Raw genomic sequence first — 20,465 nt, 5'->3', positions numbered from 1 at the left:
CAGATATGTCCTTGATCAGTCTTGTGGTTGGTGACCGCCATTGTCGGCCAGCGCTTCTTCCCGGTAGAGACCGAGCGAACGCATCACCGGAAGGTCGTTGAAACAGAACAGGCAGGCATCGTCGCTCTCGGACAGGTTGGCGTGTTCGTGCCATGCCCAGGAAGGAACACAGAAAATGTCACGCTCCTGCCAGTCGTACCGCTTGCCGCCAATGATGGAATACCCCTTGCCCTTCGCCACCTGGTAGAGATAGCTGCCCGTGTGGCGATGGGCCTTGGTCTTTTCGCCGGGACGCAGCATCTGCATGCTGGCGCCGATGGTCTGCATGACCGGGCCCGAAGTGACCGGGTTGATATATTCCATCATCACGCCGTCATAGGGCGAGCCATCGGTCGCTTCTGCATAGCGCGTGAGCGCTTCATAGGTGCGCTCCCACTCATATTTGTAAAGCGGGGAGTACCCCTTGTCCCAGGCGCCACCGCCCGGTGTGAGACCCGGATTGCCCCAGGTCTTCGTCATGTCGTCGACAGCAAAGCCGACGGCCTGCCGCAGGTCTGGGTGCACTTCATAGAAATTCGCTTCGAGCGTGTTGACCAGCGGAATATCAAGCCCGTCCTGCCAGATGCAGGGGCTGCCGCTTTCTTCAACGCCGTGCTCGTGCCAGGTGCCGTTTGGCGTCAGCACGAAATCATTGGCATTGAGCGTCATCTTGTGGCCATCGACGATGGTATAAGCGCCTGAACCCTCCATGATGAAGCGAAGCGCCGAGGCCGAATGCCGGTGCGCTGATGCAGCTTCGCCCGGATGCATGACCTGAAGCCCGGAATAGAGCCAGCCGACGGCGGCGGCGAATTCGCGGCGACCAGGATTGTTGAGATAGATCACGCGACGACCAGCCTTCTCCGGCGTCACCAGCTCGACCGAGCGCAAGACGTGTTCGCGCAGATCACGATAGCGCCAGACCATGGGAACCGAAGAGGATTGCGGCTCCCAGGGCTCGATCTTGTTGGCGACGGTCCACAGCGCACCCGCCTCCAGCGCCTCCAACTCGTCGTAATAGGCCAGAAGCTCCGGCGTATCCTCCACATTGGCGCGGCCCGCCACGTCCTCGCGGTAGTTTTCCCTGCCTGACGACATCTCAACCTCCACTCTTCAATGACGAAAAGATAACAGCGAGATTTTCGCTGTAAATAGATATTTTCGAAAATTCTGATTTTTTCGTTTGTTGCACAAAGTGCTGTGCTATGCTGTTCTCCTGAAAAACCGAAGCAGCGATGCCGGGGAGGAGACGTGTCGGGAAAGAAGAGTCCGCGTGAAACCACGCTGACGGAAGAAGCCTATCAAAAGCTGCGCTGGGACATTGTCAGCGGCACGCTGGCGGCCGGCAGCCCTTTACGGCTGGATAACCTCAAACAGAGATACGGGCTGGGATACTCTCCGCTGCGCGAGGCTTTGAACAGGCTGCACAGCGAGCGGCTTGTTATGTCTGTCGCGCTGCGCGGTTTCACCGTCGCGCCTTTGTCACTCACGGAAATGTGGGATGCCGTCGACACACGGATCCACATTGAGGCGGAGGCGCTGCGCCGCGCCATCGAATTTGGAGACGACGACTGGGAGACCGGGGTGATTTCGGCCTTTCACGGACTCTCCCTGAAAGCCAGAAAACTGGAGCAGATGGATGCGCCGCCGATGGATGAGATGAAGGCGCTGGAAGACCGGCATCACCGATTTCACCATGCACTCATCAGCGCCTGCCGTTCAAACTGGCTTCTCGATTTCTCCGACAAGCTCTATGTGGAAACCGAGCGCTACCGCTTCCCGGTTCTAGGCGGTCCGCTGGCCCGCCCCTCACGCGATCTCACGCAGGAGCATCACGAAATCATGGAAGCAGCCATCGCGCGCGACGCGGAGAAGGCAATCTCCCTCCTGTGCAGACACTATCGACGCACGGGAGAAACCCTTTCCGCACGCTACGAGCAGGACAAGCAGCCCGCCGCAACCGCGGTAGGCGCTTGATCCAAGGGAAGCCCAGCCCACGCGGCGTTTTCGCTAGCTTGTTGCCGGCGAGGATGAGCGTTGAGCCGGTCTCGATGACGGCGCATGCGGTCCCTCCGAAAGGCAATGCCATTCCTTGGCGGACAAAAGGAAATCAGCGAGCCACAAAAATACCCCACCAGGCGGCATGCCGTCCCCCGCATACGCAAAGGATCTCACTGAAAAGTCTTTGATCAAGTCCCACAATTTCCGCCCGGCCGATGCCCCAGAAGCTTTCTAGGAATTTTCGGCAAGGCGTACCGAGAAACCTGATGTCAGCTTGATACGACAAAGATGTTTCTATCATACGTGGCAGAGCAGAACCGCATCGGCTGCAGAATTCGTTTCCCTGGCGGCAGGCGAAGTCAACAGCAACAAAAAAAATATAACCAATCTCTTCCTCAACAAGTTCAAGTGCATTGCGATCTGCCCCCCCCTTTGACGCAATGCCTTCCATTGCCGCTTGCCGGCGCTTTCCGATGCTACGAAACACTTAGCCGGATTACCCTGGTAACCGTTGGTTAACCATAAACGGCGCATCGTGTGCACGATGAGTCTGCCGTGATCGGTGTTCGACCGTTCTCACAAGTTCCGCGTTGGCAGTTGCTTTGCGTTTGCGCACAATGTTCGGAGTTGTGAATGCGCCTGCTTGAAGAATTGCCTCTCGCGTTTGGCTGCGCGCTGTTGGTGCTGCTTTGCGGTTGCGCAAACACATCCACAACGAAGCGCGCCAGTGAGCCAAGCGGGGAAATCACCGGGTCCATCACCGGGACCGCCGGAGTGGCATCCCGCGCCGACGTGCCAGGCGGTCCTCCCAAAGCTGCGTCTGCCCGTGGTAAGCCGAAGGCGGAACCTCAACTTTCCATCAAGCCGCGCGGCGGAAGCGATCCTTCGGGGTTGGAAGAACTGGTGCGCCGGGCATTGACCTGGCATCCCTCCGTCAAGGAAACGCTTGAGCGACTAAACCAGCAGAACGAAATCGTCGAACAGGCGCGGGCAGCCTATCTGCCGCAAGTGAACTGGGGAGTGAATTCCTCTTATGGGAGGGATACGGACGAGAGCGGTTACAACCCCACAGTCAACCTTTCCGCATCACAGATGGTCTACGATTTCGGCAAGGTCAATCACAAGGTGGAGGTTGAGCGAGCCGGTGTTGAAGGCCGTAGATCGCAAGTGCTGCTGCGGGTGGACGAATTGATCCGCGATGCCGTCCTTGCTTTCAACGAAGTCCAGCGCAATCAGGCACTCGACAAGATTGCCAGGGACCAGATCCGCGACACGCGTTCCATTCTCGAACTTGTCCGCGCCCGCACCGCCAAGGGTGCGAGCACGCGCTCCGACCAGCTTCAAGCCGAGGCCCGGGTGCAGGCAGCACAGGCAAAGGAACTCGAAATCAAGGCCCAGATGCGACGCTGGCAGAGCAGGCTCGATACTCTTACGGGAGCGCCCAGAGAAGGGACACCGGTATCTGGGGCGGAGCCGAATTGGCTCAACAGGGCGTGCTCGATCAAGAATCCGAACTGGTCGCAGATTCCCGCGATCATGCAGGCAGACGCTGAACGGACCGCCGCGACAGCTCAAGTCGGGCTGAGCAAAGCGGAAGGCCTCCCCACCTTTTCGCTTGAGGCCAGCGTGGGCGCCGATATCCTGGAACTCGATGACGGCGATCCCGAATACAACATCGGCGTGAATGTGAAGGGAAGCCTTTACAATGGCGGTGAAAACGCCGCTCGCAACCGCGCGGCCAACCTGGCCTTGCGCGCTTCATCCGAAGCGCGCGACCGTGTGCGGGTAGAGGTCGAAGGAAAGCTTCTGGAGGCCAGCGGACAGATCGCGAGTTATCGGCAATTGCTGACATCTATTGCCTCGCGCGAGACGATGATGAAGCAGACACGCGACCTTTATCGCAAACAGTATCTGGACTTGGGCACACGAACGCTCCTGGACCTCCTGAACGCGGATCAGGAATTCCATGCCGCCCGCTTTGAAGCCGCAAACATCCGATATGACCTGAAGGAATTGAATGCGGATTGCGCGTTCCAAACAGGGTTGCTGCGCCGGTACCTCTCTCTCGAAGGAGAGAGCCTGAACGGCGTTCGCCTTTAAGGCGCTTCGCAGCTCCGCAGAATCCGCTGAAGCACCCCCGCCTCTCCCCGACCTCGCTCGTGCGCTCTCCCCGGCTGAACGTTTTGCCGAGGTCTGCGCTCGTTCAAGAAACCCCCTGCACCGCACCCATGCATATCTATTTAAATTCTTGTATTGATTAATCAACCTAGAGTTTAGGTTACAAATATATTCTCGCCTTGTATTTATAATTTTAATTATTAATTCAACAGATCGAGAACGTTACGACCTCGTAATTTCAATAAAACATCCACCATTATCCGATTGATCTTTAAGCATTTTTTTATCCGTAAATAATTTTTGATCCGAGTGTATCCCCACATTTCTGCTTGAAAACTATTTCCTCTGCTCCAGTTGTATTTCAAGTTTTTTACTGATTCGTAAGTTGCTCTAGGGCAGAATTATTGACAGAGGTGAACTCGTGGCAGCTGTAATTTCAGTAAAAGGTACTGGAAGCGAAAGAATCGCATCGCTTGACGCTATTGCTCTAGACGCGCCGAGCGTCGTTACACTGAAACTCTCTCCCGCCATGGTTGAAAGTTACGCCCGCGAAGGCAACCATCTCGTCTTGCATCTTCATGACGGACGCGAGGTGCGCATAGAGAACTTCTATGTGGGAAGCGAGGGCGTAGAAAGCGACCTGGTTCTCGAAGGTCCGGATGGAAATCTGTGGTTCGGGGAACACAGCGCGGGACTGGCTGACTTTCAGTTTTCCGAAATCGCCTCTGTCGATCAACTCGTCGCGGGTGGCCTGGGCGGATCCTCGCTGCTGGGTCTTTCCGGCCTCGGCCTTCTAGCAGGCGGGGCAGCAGCGCTTTCCGGCGGCGGATCCAACGCAGACGATACTGATGCAGACGCGGATGCCGATGCAGATGCTGATGCCGACGCAGATGCCGATGCGGACGCGGATGCCGATGCTGATGCGGACGCAGATGCGGATGCCGATGCGGACGCGGATGCCGACGCAGATGCGGATGCGGATGCTGACGCCGACGCTGACGCGGATGCCGATGCGGATGCAGATGCTGATGCAGATGCTGATGCCGACGCAGATGCCGATGCGGACGCGGATGCCGATGCTGATGCGGACGCAGATGCGGATGCCGATGCGGACGCGGATGCCGACGCAGATGCGGATGCGGATGCTGACGCGGATGCAGATGCAGACGCAGACGCAGACGCAGATGCTGACGCCGATGCGGACGCGGACGCAGATGCCGATGCAGATGCAGATGCTGACGCCGATGCTGATGCCGATGCCGATGCGGACGCCGACGCCGACGCCGACGCTGACGCGGATGCCGATGCAGATGCGGATGCTGATGCTGACGCCGATGCGGATGCAGATGCTGACGCCGATGCTGACGCTGATGCCGATGCCGATGCCGACGCGGATGCTGACGCAGATGCGGATGCGGACGCGGATGCTGACGCAGATGCCGATGCTGACGCCGATGCCGACGCGGATGCGGATGCGGACGCGGATGCCGACGCTGACGCAGATGCCGATGCTGACGCCGATGCCGACGCAGATGCCGACGCAGATGCGGATGCGGACGCTGATGCTGATGCTGACGCCGATGCAGATGCTGACGCCGATGCTGATGCCGATGCCGATGCTGATGCCGATGCCGACGCAGATGCCGACGCAGATGCGGATGCTGACGCCGATGCGGACGCTGATGCTGATGCTGACGCCGATGCGGACGCGGATGCCGACGCAGATGCGGATGCGGATGCTGACGCGGATGCAGATGCAGATGCAGATGCTGACGCAGATGCGGATGCGGATGCTGACGCGGATGCGGATGCAGATGCAGATGCTGACGCCGATGCGGATGCTGACGCAGATGCCGATGCTGACGCCGATGCTGATGCCGATGCCGACGCGGATGCAGACGCAGATGCCGACGCAGATGCGGATGCTGACGCCGATGCGGACGCTGATGCTGATGCTGACGCCGATGCGGACGCGGATGCCGACGCAGATGCGGATGCGGATGCGGATGCGGATGCTGACGCGGATGCGGATGCAGATGCAGATGCTGACGCCGATGCGGATGCTGACGCGGACGCGGATGCTGACGCCGATGCGGATGCTGACGCCGATGCAGACGCTGACGCAGATGCGGATGCTGATGCAGATGCCGATGCAGATGCAGATGCGGATGCGGATGCCGACGCAGATGCCGACGCTGATGCTGACGCCGATGCAGATGCTGACGCAGATGCAGATGCCGATGCAGACGCAGATGCCGACGCAGATGCGGATGCAGACGCAGATGCCGATGCTGATGCTGATGCTGATGCTGATGCCGACGCGGATGCTGATGCAGATGCGGATGCGGATGCCGACGCAGATGCGGACGCTGATGCTGATGCTGACGCCGATGCAGATGCTGACGCAGATGCAGATGCCGATGCAGATGCCGATGCGGACGCGGATGCTGACGCCGATGCAGATGCAGATGCGGACGCGGATGCTGACGCCGATGCAGATGCAGATGCAGACGCAGATGCCGACGCAGATGCAGATGCAGATGCCGATGCGGACGCGGATGCTGACGCCGATGCGGATGCTGACGCAGATGCAGATGCTGACGCGGATGCGGATGCCGACGCCGATGCTGACGCAGACGCTGATGCGGACGCGGATGCCGACGCTGACGCAGATGCCGACGCAGATGCGGATGCGGATGCAGATGCAGATGCAGATGCTGACGCCGATGCGGATGCAGACGCCGATGCGGATGCGGATGCCGACGCGGATGCAGACGCTGACGCCGACGCCGATGCTGATGCTGATGCTGATGCGGACGCAGATGCTGACGCGGATGCCGATGCAGACGCCGATATCCAGGCTTATGATGATTTTGCCCGTGCGGAGGTGAACGTCCTTCCGACGTCGTCATCCGTCGATCACGGCAGTGCAAACTATCTGGCACTTGTTTCAATCGGTGTGCTGGACCTGCAGGCCGAAGTCCTGGGAACCTCCACCGTCAACTTCAGCGTGGAAGAAAACCACACGCTGGAAGCCGATTTCGATTACAGCGCGCTGGCCTCCCTAGGTGTCCTCAGCGATTATGCGCTGGTCATCCAGAAATGGGACGGCACACAATGGACAGGCATTGACGGCACCGGTGAAGCAACGCTGCTCGAGCTCGGGCTGTTGAGTGGAAATGAGTACCAGGTCGAGCAATTGCTTGAATCCGGCCAGTATCGGGCCTTCATGACTTTCGAAGGCGTCGGCGTGGGTGTGCTCGGCGACTTGCAGGTGTCCGGTACGGACTTCAATTACACCGAGATCGGCGGTTACGATCCGGTCCCGGTTTCCGGCAATGTCATCACCGACGTGAATGACGATGGGCAAGTTGACGACGTCACGCCGACAACGGTGATCACGCAGGTGAATGGTGAAGCGGTGGCCGGGCCGGGGGCCACTATCGTTGGCACCTACGGCACGCTGACCATCGATCCTGACGGCAGCTACACCTACACCCCCAATGCTGCGGGCGATGGCATCGGTCAGGTGGATGCGTTCACCTACACGCTGAACGACCCTGAAACCGGCAATACGTCGACAGCCACACTTTACGTGCAGGTGGACAGTGCCGGCCAGGGCCTGGTCTGGAACGATCTCGATCCTTCACAGCCCGCGACGCTGGACATGACCGCCGTGGACGACACCGGAACAGCCGGGATCGACACGACCTATGTCGTCACCACGCAGCAGGTCGACAATGCCATCCAGTACACGAACGTATTGGGCGGTGGCGAAGGAAGTTATGACTTCAACGTTGCGGATCAGGTCGAGACCGACCTGTCGATTTCAGTCAGTTCTTCCAGTCTGCTCAATCTTCTTGAATCCATCGAGTTCTCGCTGGAACAATTCGTTGATGGCGCCTGGGTGGAGATAGCCAACAGCAGCGAGGCAGGACTGATCGACGTGATCGGAATCGTTGGTGAATCAATCGAAGCGACGATTGATGACCTTCCGACAGGGCAGTACCGCCTGAACGTCTCCAATAGCGGGATCGCCATCGGAGTCACCGTTAGCGCTGACTTGACCTTCGAAAACAGCGATCTGACGCAGATCGTTGCGGAGGGGGGCGTGTCCACACAGGGCAATGTGCTCGAGGATGACACGCTGGGCTCGACCTACACGGTGCTGAAAGTGGCGCCTGACGGCGTGACCTATGAAGAGCCTGGGCAGGCGGGCACGCAGCTTGTGGGCACCTACGGCACGCTGACGATCTTTGCCGACGGCGCATACAGTTACGAACCGGATCCGGACGTGGCCTCAATCGGCCAGTCGGATGTCTTCACCTATCAACTGGAACATCCGAACGGTACGAGTGTGGAAGCCACGCTAACGATCGATATCGAGCAGGGCGCAGGGCCTGGCACGTTCGTTGCGATCGCATCAACCCAGCCGCTGTTTGTCACGGAGGATGTTGTCGCGCTCGACGGGCTCGACCAATCGAGCGCGGAAGATAGCGGCCCCGGCCAGACCACACCGGCGGACGGCGCAAGAATGCTCGGCCTGCTCGAAGAGGGAGGCAGCCCGGAAGTGCCGCTGGACAATATCGAGATGCTTTCGCAGGACACGGAAAGCACTGCGACCAAGGACGTGGGCAATGACATGGGCAATGACGGAGGATCCGGTCTTGTCGAAAGCGAGCCTGTCGATCCGTTCGGCCACCTGGTGCAGGAAGACGACCTGGACGACAGCGGCTCGGCGGGCGTGTAGCCCGGAAGACAGCGTTGCGCGGTCGCAGGATCGCGCAACGACAACACAGTGATTGATCAACCGAAGGGGATCGCATGAAGGGCCCCGACATGGAGCAGGCGGAAAGACCTGATCGAGATGGGCCAGATCTCTGGGCTTGGATCGAAGCGCTGGAGCACGTGGCAAGGCATTACAATGTGCCGTTTTCCGCGCAGGGCGCTCGTCAATTGGCGCAGTCCCTGGAAACGTCCGACAAAGCAGAAGGCATCGTCAGGGTTTCCCGAAAAATCGGGCTGCGGGCCAAACCCGTTCGATTTCGCAAGCTCCACAGCTGGCGACTGCCGGTTCTGGTCGAGCTCGAAAGTGGGCTTGTCGGCGTTGTGGCCGCACTCAGCGCGGACCGGCGCGCATTTGTGATCTTCAGCGGTGACGCTGGACAACCTACCTCCATTCCGGTCGATGACCTGCTGGCCGAGACACGGCTGATGGTGCTGGCCCGCCCTGAGCGGGCCATCGCCGATGAACGCGTCGATGCCTACATCGCGCCCTATCGCAAGCATTGGTTTCGCCGCATCGCTCTGCGTGATTTGCGGCCCTATGCTCATGTGATGCTGGCCTCGTTCATGGCCAATCTCCTCGCGCTCGCCGGCATTATCTTCTCCATGCAGGTGTATGACCGGGTGGTGCCGGCAAACTCGATGAACACCCTCTTCGTGCTGTTCTCCGGCGTGTTGCTGGCAGTGCTCTTCGATTTCATCATCCGCCGCCTGCGAACGGGCATTCTCGACACAGTGGGCAAACGGGTCGATCTGCGGATGTCTGATCTTCTCTTCGGGCATGCATTGCGGGTCAAAAACCGGGAGCGTCCCACATCTACGGGCACGTTCATCGCCCAGTTGCGCGATATGGAACAGGTGCGCGAACTGCTGACATCGACGACGGCGGCGGCTGTCACGGACTTGCCCTTCTTCTTTTTGTTTCTCGGTATATTCTGGCTCATCGGCGGATCGCTGGTGATCATCCCCGCAGTCGCGCTCTTACTTCTGATTGTCCCAGGCCTCATGGCTCAAGGCAGACTCCGCGCCAGTGCGCGCGAGGCGATGCGCGAGGCCTCGCTGCGCAACGCAATGCTGGTCGAGGCCGTTCAGGGCATCGAGGATGTGAAAGCGCTTCAGGCGGAGGAGCGCTTCCAGCAGCGCTGGAACCATTTCAACGCAGTCTCGGCCGACGCCCAGTTGCGCCTACGCTCCATCACCAGCGCGCTCACGGGATGGGGCCATACTGTGCAGACAGGTGTCTTCGCCGTCATCGTTTTCTTCGGGGCGCCAATGGTCATGAAGGGTGACATGTCCACCGGCGCGCTTGTGGCCTGTTCCATTCTGGGCTCACGGATGATGGCGCCCATGGCACAAATCACCCAGGTCTTCGGCCGCCTCCAACAGGCAAAAGTCGGCTTGAAAAGCCTCAACTCGATCATGGAGATGCCGGTCGATCATCCCGATGCGGAGGTACGGGTGTCGGCGACGGCTCTGCGCGGCGCATACCGCATGCGCATGGCCGTGTTCACCTATGGCGATTTCAGCATGAAACCGGCGTTGACGGTGAAGGAACTGGACATCGCTGCTGGAGAGAAAGTCGCTGTTCTGGGAAAGAACGGCGCTGGCAAGTCGACATTTCTGCAAGCGCTTTCCGGCATGCTGGAGCCAGTTTCCGGCGATGTGACGCTGGATGATCTCGCGCTGGGCCATATAGATCCGGCGGATGTCAGACGTGATGTCGGTCTGCTCACGCAGAATGCACGGCTCTTTCATGGCTCGATCCGCGACAATGTCACGCTTGGGGCGCCGCATGCTTCGCAGGAAGCGCTCTTTGAAGCCCTTGCCATGGTGGGCGCGGACGAATTCATACGCCGCCTGCCACAAGGTCTCGATCATCCCATCCAGGAGGGTGGGCTCGGGCTCTCAGGCGGCCAGCGTCAGTCCCTGTTGCTGGCCCGCCTGTTGATCAGACAACCGACGATCATCCTTCTCGACGAGCCCACCGCGGCAATGGATGAGTCCACCGAGCGTCAGTTCATAACGCGCTTCAACGATTGGGCCGCGGACCGGACCGTAGTGATCGCCACGCACCGCATGCGCATCCTGGACCTGGTCGAGCGTATCGTGGTGTTCGACAACGGTCAGGTGGCTTTGGACGACAGCAAGGATGCCGCCTTGAAGGTGCTGCAGGGCGTCAAAAAGGTGGTCCCGGCCAATCGACCGAGCAATCGTCGAGCCGCGAATGAGGAGAGCCGATCATGACGCTGCTTCACAAGGACGACACCCACGGCTGGGAATATGGCGATCACGACGATGTACGGCTGTCACGATCCACACGCATCGTTCGGGTTCTGTGCGTGCTTCTGGCGGCAGCACTTGTGTGGTCTTATTTCGCGATTCTGGACGAGGTATCCTCGGGCAGTGGACGCGTCATTCCGACCAAGCGTGAACAGGCGATTGAATCTTTCGAAGGAGGCATTCTCGCCGCGATTCACGTTCGCGAAGACCAGGTGGTGAAGCCGGGCCAGTTGCTGGCACAGCTTGATCCTACGAAAAAGGAGTCCGATGTCGAGGAAAGCGCGGCGAAGTACCGGGCTGCTCAGGCCGCTTCCGCAAGGCTGCAGGCAGAGGTCAACCAGACACCGCTCCAATTTCCTGAAGACCTGCGGGATTATCCCGAACTGATCAGTTCGGAACGCGAACTCTATGAGGAGCGGCGGCGCTCATTGCGTGAATCGTTGCGCTGGATTGAGGAATCGCTCCTTCTCGTTATCAAGGAGCTGGAGATCAACCAATCGCTCTCCGCCATCGGTGCGGCGAGCAATGTCGAAATCATCCGTCTTCAGCGCCAGGCTGCCGAACTGGAACTCAAGAAAGCCGAAGTCAAATCCGAGTATCTTGTTCGTGCCCGAGAGGAATTGTCCGAAGCCAACGCCGAAATGAGCGCACTCTCCCCGGTCGTCCGCGGGCGTTCAGACAGTCTTGCTCGGCTGACACACCGCTCGCCAGTGCGTGGCATCGTCAAGAATATAGAGGTTTCCACCATTGGCGGTGTCGTTCCCCCAAACGGAAAGCTGATGGATATCATCCCGCTCGATGACCAGTTGCTCATTGAGACACGCATCTCGCCGCGCGACATCGCCTTCATCCATCCGGGCCAGAGAGCGAGCGTCAAGATCAGTGCCTATGACTACGCGATTTATGGAGACATTGACGGAGAGGTGACAACGATCTCACCGGACACGATCCAGGACGAGGTGGAAAAGGAGAAATACTACTACCGCGTCTTTATCGAGACCGAGGATGACGCCCTCGTCAACAAGGCCGGCAAGCGCTTTCCCATTGTTCCGGGCATGGTCGCCACCGTCGATATTCACACCGGGAGCAAAACCGTTCTGGATTACCTCATCAAACCTTTCAACCGCGCGCGCGAAGCACTGCGCGAACGTTAGGACGGGCACCATGCGACACGAGAAATTCGACGGATTGCTTGAAATCAGAACGCAGTTGCGGAAAGGCATCGTGTCGCTTCAAGCGCCGTTCCCAGAGGTGATTCTGTTTTTTTCAGTCTCAGACGGCGAAGCTCGTGCGCGCGTGGTCAACGCAACGGGTGCCACTCTCGAAGCTGCATGGCAAAAAGGTCTGTCGCAGCTACGGCGGGTGATGCGGGAGGACGGGCTCGAAGGGCGCTGGCTGCGGGTGGACTGGGTTGATCGCGCCGAGGTCAGAACATGGAAGGACCTGCGAGAGAGCCTGGCACGAACCAAGCGGAATTATTTTCGGTGCGGCTTGGCGCTCGATGCCGGCTTTGACAGGGCCTTTCTCGAACAGGAGCTGAACGCAAACGCGATGCTCTACGGCGGCAATCGCGTGGCCCACGCCGTCCTCAACGAAAAGAATTTCGCGCGATATGCCGGTATTAAGTATCCTGGCGCCGCCGCGCTGGAATTCAATGACGAGCGCGCGGTTTTCGTATTCTCCACAAAAGGCGTGTTCCGCGAACTCGATGGCGGCCTGCACCCGCTAAACGAGGTGGGACCGGACACCGGTCGGCGGCGTGTCGACGTTCTGGACGAACCTCTGGTCGAACATCTGGTGCGCTCAGCTTCCGGATATCTCGCCCGGCAAGTGGGAGAGGACGGCGCTTTTGTTTACGGGTTCCACCCCTGCTTCGACCGTCGCATCGAAGCATACAACACGCTGCGCCACGCCAGCACCACCTATTCCATGCTCGAAGCATGGGAATTGACGCGCGAGGCGACGCTGAAGAGCGCCATAGACCGTTCAATTTCCCGTATGATGCGGGAGCTCATTCGCGAAGTGGACCTTCCGGATGGCGGGCGGGCTGCGTTTCTGGTGGATGTCGGCGACGAGATCAAGCTGGGCGGCAATGCGGTCGCATTGCTGGCGCTCAGCAAGTATACGACCACCACCGGCGACCGGACCCACCTTCCTCTGATGGAAAAGCTCGCGCTCGGCATCGTCCACATGCAGGATCAGCGAACCGGCTCGTTCAAACATGTGCTGCACTATCCCTCCCTGGAAGTGAAGGAGGCCTTCCGTACCATTTATTACGAGGGCGAGGCGGCGTTCGGCCTGATGCGGCTCTACGACATCACCCAGGATCCTCGCTGGCTAGGCGCCGTGGAAAAGGCATTCGATCACTTCATCGCTGAGAACCACTGGCGGCATCATGACCATTGGCTGAGCTATTGCGTCAACGAACTGACCCGCCATCGCCCGGAGGAACGCTATTTCATCTTTGGGCTGCAAAACGTTGCCGGTTATCTGGATTTCGTGCGTCAGCGCATCACCACCTTTCCCACGCTTCTCGAACTGATGATGGCTGCACGCTCCTTGATAAGCCGCATCGGCGATTTGCCTCAGATGACGCATCTTCTGCGCAGGATCGATCTCGTCGCGTTCAGCGAGGCGCTCGAGTTTCGCGCCCGGTACCTTTTGAACGGCTTTTTCTGGCCAGAGACCGCGATGTATTTTCGTACGCCGAGCCGGGTTGCAGGCAGCTTCTTCATTCGCCACCACGCGTTCCGGGTGCGCATCGACGATGTGGAGCACTATCTGTCAGGGTTCATCGCCTACAAGAACTATCTGAAGCAGCGTTCCGCCTTCCAGTCGCTGGTGAGGCAGCATTCACATGCTTCCGCGGACCGCAAGCCTCCGATGCGCACGCCGGCAGGCCCCATCTGGAACGCCTCCACCGTTGCCGAGGCGACGGGCGGCAACTGGATGGTCCCCCCGAGGCCTGACTGGACCGCCACGGGACTCTGCATCCACGCGCCCACGCGCAAACCAGGCCATATGGTCACCATGCGGGTTGGAAATTCGGGCAGAGGAGTACCGCCGAGCGTGATTGCCGGCATGAAGCCCCCACCTGCCGCGATCATCACCGACGCCCCTCAGGCACCGGTCCCCGACAATGTTCCGGTTCTTTCGGTGAAGGATACCGGCGCAGCCATTCTCGCTCTGGGGCGGTATGCGCGACAGTGCATGAACGGCAAGCTTCTCGCCATTACGGGAAGCGCAGGGAAAACGACAACCGTCGCAATGCTGGCCCACGCACTCTCGCCTTATGGAAGTGTCGCCCAGACCGCGCACAACGCCAATCTTCCGCACGGCGTCGCCTGGAACCTTGCCTCTATTCCTGCCGATACGGATCACGTCGTGCTCGAGCTGGCGGTCGGCCGCATGGGGCAGAGTGCTCGCATGGCGGAAGCTGATGTCGCCATTTTCACCAATATAGCCCCAGCGCACCTTTCCGAGACCACCACGCCGCGCGACATCGCCGTAACAAAAAGCGCGATTTTTCAAGGCATGAGCCCCGGTGGCGTGGCCGTCCTCAATCGAGACATGCAGGAATGGGATGTGGTCCACGCTGCCGCTCAGGCACGCGACCTGAAAATCGTCCACTACGGAACAAGCGCAGATTGCGCATACCGGCTTATCGATTACGACGCGCAAAACGGGTCTGTTGATGCCTGTATTGAAGGGCGAATGGTGCGTTTTGCTCTTGGTGCCGCCGGTGAGCACATGGCGCGCAACAGCCTTGCCATCATCGCTGCCGTGGCTGCGCTGGGCTACCCGCTTGAAGCGGCACTAGATCAATTGGCCAGTTTTTCGCCCCTGCCCGGGCGCGGTGCTGAGCACCGGCTCACGATCAGTGGACGCACCATCCATCTGATAGACGACGCCTACAATGCCAACCCGGCCTCCATGAGAGCCGCCTTTGCGAATCTCGGCAAGAGAACCGGCGAAGGTCGGCGGATCGCTTTTTTGGGTGAGATGGCGGAGCTGGGTGCACAGGCACGCAGTTTTCACACAGACCTTGCTCCCCTCATCGCGGCAAACGGCATCGATCGCGTTCACGTGCTCGGAGCGCTCTATGAGGACTTCTGGGGCGCACTGCCCGAAGCCCTTAAGGGATCTCACGCGACGACCCTGGAAGAGATGCGCCAGGCGTTCCTCGACGAGGTCCGTGATGGCGACATTGTCTTGATCAAGGGTTCAAACAGCACAAAACTGCATACGCTTGCGGCCGCCATGGCGGACATGCGTTCAGCGTAAGGAACCCGCTGAACTCCGTTTGTCGCCAATTCATTCGCGCCTGAACCGGATCGACAACCCTGCCGCTGCCAGACCGCAGACCGCAGACCGCAGATGGGGTTCGTACTGACAGTTCCGACACCCTTCTGCGGTTTCTAGGACCGTTGCGAGGGCGCCTGTAGCAACTCCGATCCGAAGCGGTGGGCTGAACCACAGCCCCACCCCGGAGGGGACCCGGTAGAAAAATTCCCTCTCCCGACAAAAATATCGGTGTCATTTGCAGCATTCATAGAGACAGCCTCCTACTGGATTCTGTTCAAATATGATAATTGTGAGCAAATAAGACCGATTCAGCGGAGCCGTAAGTGGTAGAAGAGCTTAACGCAGAAACAAAAGAACCGCTTTACGTCGTTCCTCCGGTGACCAGGGCGATTGCGCTGCTTCGCTACATCGCGGCAGGCAACCGGTGCCGCAATATCAGCAACGCGGCAAAGGCGCTCGACATCAACCGGACGACGCTTATCCGCCTCCTGGCCACACTTGAGGCCGAAAGCATCATTGAGCCGATCGCCGATGATGGTGGGTATCGCCTAGGCACCGGCCTCATCGCCCTCGCCTCGGAAGCGTTAAACGAACGCAGTATCCTCCAGGTGGCGCGGCCGTTCCTCAAGCAACTTGTCGATTCGCTCAACCTGTCGGCGCATCTCGGCGTTCTGGAAGGTCGCGAGATCGTGTATCTGGCGCGCGAAACACCCAATTCGCATCTCGCAAGCACGGTGCGCGAAGGCACCCGACTGCCCGCTCACGCCACCACAATCGGCCGCATTCTGCTGGCGGAACTGCCGATTGCCTCACTGCGGTCCTTATATGTCGGCCAATCGATGGAATCCTTCACCACAAAGACACGCACCACGCTCGCTGATCTGGAGAAGCAACTTCAAGCGGATCGGGCTCGCGGGATTGCCTGGAGCGTTGCCAATTTTGAACGCGAGATCGGATCCGCAGCAGTCGCCATCCACGACCATCAGGCACGCGCTGTCGGCGCCATCAACGTCACCGGCCATGCCAGCATCTTCGCCGAAGACGGGCCCCAGGCTGGAAAGATCGAGCAGGAACTCAAGACCGTTGCCCGCTCCATGTCAGAAGCTTTGGGCTATCGCGGCTGGTCCGCCGATCAGTTGTAGGTGTACCCGTAAGAAAGCGGGAAGGCGCTGCTTCGCAATCGCCTGTTTCCGGCGACTGCGTGGCGCAACCATAGACGGCCATGAACCTGGGTGTCCGCGAAGTCCACATCATCGGGCAATTGCGCAGCCTCGCACCACAGGCCACCCAACCATTCGGCTCCTTGAAACCGCGCCTGTTTGCGCATCCACACTCCGTGCAACGAAAAGTTTCCGTAGCAAGCGACACTGCTAAAATTCGCACCTGCCACGAAATCGCTTCGGTCGAACCGGGCGATACCGCGGAACTCCGCGCCTTCGAAAGACGTCTCGCCGGAAAAGGTTGCCTGATCGAAGCGGGCATCGTTGGTGAACACCGCCTCTACGAATCTGGCTTCCTTTCCGAAATGGCCGTGGCTGAACCAGCTGACACCGCGAAAGCGCGCGCCAGTCGCATCGAAGCCGTCAGAAAAGAGAGCACCCGTGAAGTTGACTCCCGTCACCTCACATCCCGCAATATCAAGCGGGCCTTCACAGACGACGCCTGAAAGGTCGACGCAATCCCCATGTCGCCATGGTGTGCAGATCAATGCACGAATGTCGGAAGCTTTCATGACACGCCCTCGCTGATTTTTTCCTCAGCCAGCGTCACGATCTGCGCTGCCCAGGGAAATGCAAGATCCTCGGCCAGATCGTTGCCGGAGGCATCATGGGTGATGCGCTCACCGACCTGAATCGCGCCCCTTGCGGTCAAAAGCTCTGAAAGGCTTTTGCTTCCGAAGCCGAATGTCTCCTCATATTCTGTGTCGCCCAGACCGAAAACGCCGAAATGAACACCGGTGAGATCCGGTGAATTCGCTTGCAAGGCCTCGGCAAAGGGCTGTGCCGAAGCCGGCAATTCTCCATCGCCATAGGACGAGCAAACGATCAGGTAGAGCCGTCCGGCATCGAAGGTATCCGGCGCAAAATCCGAAAGATTGCTGCAGTCGACATCATGTTCGCCTTCAAGCTCGGCCATGATGTCCTCGGCCAGCATTTCGGCATTGCCGGTTTCGGTGCCGTATAGAACCGTTATGTTCATTGTTAAGGCTCCTGTTTCTGAGTGGCGAGCGCCAGCATGGCATCGCGCGAGGAAATCTTGGCACGGCAACGGTTTTCAGGCGCCGCCGCAAGTTCAGCCGCGTCAATACGTTTCCAGCCCTGATAGTCAACCGCATCCGCCCAATCCGAAAAGGCGCTCCGGCCGGGTTTTGGGGGTGAACCCTCCCCTGCCTGGAAGTCTGCAAGAATGCGTTCTGCCAGACGCTGTGCATCGGCGCGATTGTCTGGGATCGTTCCGCGAGGGCCGCGACGGAACCAACCCGTTGCGTAGAGCCCCTCCTCCAGAACCCCCGCTTCGGCATCCACCGCCGCGTCGATCAGCATGTCACGCGATAGGCTCTTCTGAGCGTTGAAGCCGATAGCGGTGATAAAGGCGCTGCATGTCAGGGTCACCCTGTTGCCCTGCCCGTCCTCGAACTGCGCTTCCGTCAGATTACCGTCAATGCCGGAAAGCTCTGTTGGCGTGAGACCAAAGCGGAAGGTGATGCGGCGCGGGCCGGAACCATAACCGTCAATCGCTTCAAGGGCTGCGAGCTTCTTCGCCGCTTCAGGGTCATCGCCCTCCCCCGCACCAACCACGCGAATGCTCACGCCTTCAAGCTTCGCCAGTTCCTTGATCATGACAGGATCGAACTTGGCGGCGGCTGCCGGCGAGCGACCAACAATCTCGATCTCCTCGATTGCGGAACCGGCAAGCCAGGCGGAAGGCCCGGCACCAAGATCGGAGCCGGCCAGTTCTTCTGGAGTCTTGGCAAGCAGGCGCAGAATGTCGATGGCGACATTGCCATTGCCCATGATGACCACCCGCGATCCCAGTTCGGGCAGAGGCTCGGCATCGGGATGTTCATAAAGCGCGCGCGTCAGGCGACCGGCGCGATAGACGCCTTCAAGCATTTCACCGGGAATGCCAAGCGCGCGATCGGCTGACAGGCCGGCAGCGAGCACCACTGCATCATAAGCCGCGCGCAGCTCATCGAGGCTGACATCCTCGCCGATTGAAACATTTCCGATGAAGCCCGCACCCTGTCGCTCGAAAAGGCGTTCAAACTGCCGGATCACTCCCTTCGTGCCCTGATGGTCAGCCGCCACGCCATAACGCACGAGGCCATAGGGTACGGGCAGGCGGTCGATCAGATCGACGCTGAGGTCCGGCTCTGCCTTCAGGAGCGCTTGCGCCAGATAGCAGCCGGACGGCCCCGATCCGACAATGGCGACCGCGCGGCTCATTGGGTCTTCACCGTGGCTGCCGCCCAGGGGTGCGGCGCGCCCGAAAGATCGGTGTAAAAGGATTTTTGGGCCATATAGGCGCGAATGCCCTCGCGGCCTTTCTCGCGTCCCATGCCGCTTTCCTTCTCCCCACCGAAGGGTGTGGAGATCGAAAACTGCTTGTAGGTGTTGATCCAGACAGTGCCTGCACCAATGGCATTGCCGACACGCCAGCTTTTCGGGAAATCGCGGGTCCACACGCCGCACGCCAGACCATATTCATTATCATTGGCCTGCGCGATGACATCTTCTTCGCTGTCGAACGGAAGGACCACTAGAACCGGCCCGAACACCTCTTCACGGCAGATGCGCGCCGTGTTGTCGACGCCGGCAAGAATGGTGGGCAGATAATATGCACCCTTGTCGAAGATCTCGCCTTCGGGCGCTTTGCCGCCCGTCAGGAGTTCGGCTCCCTCCTCGACCGCCCTATGAACATGCTCTGCTACACTGTCGCGGTGATCGAAATGGACCATCGGCGCGACCTGTGTCCCGGCTTCGAAAGGATGCCCCACCTTCAGGCGCTCCGTGGCCGCCACGAGACGCTCGACAAACTGATCATAAATCGGCCGCTCGACGAAAAGGCGCGCCCCGGCAATACAGCTCTGGCCCGTTGACGAGAAAATGCCGAACAGCACGCCGGCGAGCGCCTGCTCGATATCGGCATCGGCAAAGACAATGGTCGGAGACTTGCCACCAAGCTCCAGCGACACCGGCATCAGTTTCTGCGCTGCCTTCACCGCAAGCGCGCGTCCTGTCGCCGTGCCGCCGGTAAAGCTGATCTTGGCGATGTCGGGGTGCTCGACCAGAAGATTTCCAATCTCCCGTCCCGAACCCGGCAGCACCGAGAACAGCCCCTTCGGCAGGCCCGATGCCTCGACGATCCGCGCCAGTTCCAGGGAGACGAGCGGCGACCAGGAGGCCGGCTTCAAGAGCACCGCGTTTCCGGCGGCCAGCGCCGGGGCGACCTTCTGCGCATCCGATGCAATCGGCGAGTTCCACGGCGTGATCGCGCCGACAAGGCCGAGCGGTTCATGAACCGACATGGTCAGCGCATCGCCGCGCTGGACCGTCAGCGCTTCGTCAGAACTCTCCAGCACCGCCCCGAAATAGCGGAATGTCCCGGCAGCGGAAGCCGCCAGCGCCCCTGTCTCTCGCAGGGTCTTGCCCGTGTCACGGCTCTGGATATGAGAGATCCTCTCGGCATTCGCCTCGATCCCGTCGGCTATGGCGTAGAGAAAACGCGCCCGCTCATGCGGTTTGAGATTGCGCCATGCCGGATCTGCCTGCGCCGTCTTCGCGCGCTCGATGGCACGTTCTCCATCGGCGATGCTCGCACCGCGAAGCACGCGGTTGACGCTGCCGTCGGCAGGGAAGATCGAGGTGATTTCGGCACCATTTCCCTCTTCCCATTCTCCGCCGACGAAGAGCTTGTTCTGGGGCAGTTCGATCATG

General features: G+C 59.7%; 14 protein-coding genes and 1 pseudogene. 9 read left to right on the top strand and 6 right to left on the bottom strand.

Translation table 11 applies throughout. From position 1 onward, the window contains the following. Positions 1-15: 15 nt before the first annotated feature. Positions 16-1,137: a cupin domain-containing protein gene (locus KW403_RS13320; protein ID WP_223019952.1), complete on the bottom strand. Its 1,122-nt coding sequence runs from the start codon at positions 1,135-1,137 to the stop codon at positions 16-18. Positions 1,138-1,290: 153 nt separating this feature from the next. On the opposite strand from KW403_RS13320, the gene KW403_RS13315 reads away from it, so the two are divergent. Beyond that, positions 1,291-2,016, top strand: coding sequence for a GntR family transcriptional regulator (locus KW403_RS13315; RefSeq protein WP_223019951.1), 726 nt, complete (start codon positions 1,291-1,293; stop codon positions 2,014-2,016). A gap of 133 nt (positions 2,017-2,149) precedes the next feature. Here the strand turns inward: KW403_RS13315 and KW403_RS13310 are convergent, their stop codons facing one another. Then, a complete protein-coding gene (locus KW403_RS13310) occupies positions 2,150-2,491 on the bottom strand; it encodes a hypothetical protein (protein WP_223019950.1) in 342 nt (113 codons plus the stop codon). 182 nt (positions 2,492-2,673) lie between these two features. Between KW403_RS13310 and KW403_RS13305 the strand changes: the two genes are divergently transcribed. The 8 genes and pseudogenes from KW403_RS13305 (at position 2,674) to KW403_RS13280 (ending at position 16,670) form a co-directional block, all read left to right on the top strand. After that, positions 2,674-4,140: a TolC family outer membrane protein gene (locus tag KW403_RS13305; RefSeq protein ID WP_223019949.1), complete on the top strand. Its 1,467-nt coding sequence runs from the start codon at positions 2,674-2,676 to the stop codon at positions 4,138-4,140. A gap of 439 nt (positions 4,141-4,579) precedes the next feature. Continuing rightward, a pseudogene (locus KW403_RS19520) lies at positions 4,580-4,915 on the top strand (BapA/Bap/LapF family prefix-like domain-containing protein); the annotation flags it as partial. Positions 4,916-5,006: 91 nt separating this feature from the next. Beyond that, positions 5,007-7,049 carry a hypothetical protein gene (locus KW403_RS19365; protein ID WP_246637781.1) on the top strand — a complete coding sequence of 681 codons (2,043 nt, stop codon included), beginning with the start codon at positions 5,007-5,009 and terminating at the stop codon, positions 7,047-7,049. Further along, positions 7,046-8,908 (top strand): BapA/Bap/LapF family large adhesin, encoded by a 1,863-nt coding sequence (locus KW403_RS19360; protein ID WP_246637780.1) that lies wholly within the window; start codon positions 7,046-7,048, stop codon positions 8,906-8,908. The genes KW403_RS19365 and KW403_RS19360 overlap by 4 nt, the downstream gene beginning before the upstream one ends. 74 nt (positions 8,909-8,982) lie before the next feature. After that, positions 8,983-11,187, top strand: a complete 2,205-nt coding sequence (locus tag KW403_RS13295; RefSeq protein ID WP_223019947.1) for a type I secretion system permease/ATPase — start codon at positions 8,983-8,985, stop codon at positions 11,185-11,187. After that, positions 11,184-12,377: an HlyD family type I secretion periplasmic adaptor subunit gene (locus KW403_RS13290; RefSeq protein ID WP_223019946.1), complete on the top strand. Its 1,194-nt coding sequence runs from the start codon at positions 11,184-11,186 to the stop codon at positions 12,375-12,377. Before KW403_RS13295 ends, KW403_RS13290 begins: the two co-directional genes overlap by 4 nt. A 10-nt stretch (positions 12,378-12,387) precedes the next feature. Next, positions 12,388-15,507, top strand: coding sequence for a UDP-N-acetylmuramoyl-tripeptide--D-alanyl-D-alanine ligase (locus KW403_RS13285; RefSeq protein WP_246637779.1), 3,120 nt, complete (start codon positions 12,388-12,390; stop codon positions 15,505-15,507). 344 nt (positions 15,508-15,851) lie between these two features. Then, positions 15,852-16,670, top strand: coding sequence for an IclR family transcriptional regulator (locus KW403_RS13280; protein ID WP_223019945.1), 819 nt, complete (start codon positions 15,852-15,854; stop codon positions 16,668-16,670). Here the strand turns inward: KW403_RS13280 and KW403_RS13275 are convergent. The 4 genes from KW403_RS13275 to KW403_RS13260 are packed head-to-tail and all read right to left on the bottom strand — an operon-like array spanning position 16,661 to position 20,464. Further along, positions 16,661-17,260 (bottom strand): pentapeptide repeat-containing protein, encoded by a 600-nt coding sequence (locus KW403_RS13275; protein WP_223019944.1) that lies wholly within the window; start codon positions 17,258-17,260, stop codon positions 16,661-16,663. The genes KW403_RS13280 and KW403_RS13275 overlap by 10 nt on opposite strands. Next, on the bottom strand, positions 17,257-17,727 hold the full coding sequence (locus KW403_RS13270) for a flavodoxin domain-containing protein (RefSeq protein WP_223019943.1): 471 nt from the start codon (positions 17,725-17,727) through the stop codon (positions 17,257-17,259). Before KW403_RS13270 ends, KW403_RS13275 begins: the two co-directional genes overlap by 4 nt. Positions 17,728-17,729: 2 nt before the next feature. Continuing rightward, positions 17,730-18,974 carry an FAD-dependent oxidoreductase gene (locus tag KW403_RS13265; RefSeq protein ID WP_223019942.1) on the bottom strand — a complete coding sequence of 415 codons (1,245 nt, stop codon included), beginning with the start codon at positions 18,972-18,974 and terminating at the stop codon, positions 17,730-17,732. Next, entirely contained in the window at positions 18,971-20,464 is a 1,494-nt protein-coding gene (locus KW403_RS13260; RefSeq protein WP_223019941.1) for an aldehyde dehydrogenase, read from the bottom strand. The genes KW403_RS13265 and KW403_RS13260 overlap by 4 nt, the downstream gene beginning before the upstream one ends. Position 20,465 lies beyond the last annotated feature (1 nt).

This window comes from Nitratireductor kimnyeongensis (assembly GCF_019891395.1).
Classification (GTDB): Bacteria; Pseudomonadota; Alphaproteobacteria; order Rhizobiales; family Rhizobiaceae; genus Nitratireductor; species Nitratireductor kimnyeongensis.
Note: the sequence above shows the minus strand (reverse complement) of the source record. Positions and strands in the feature narration are given on the sequence as shown.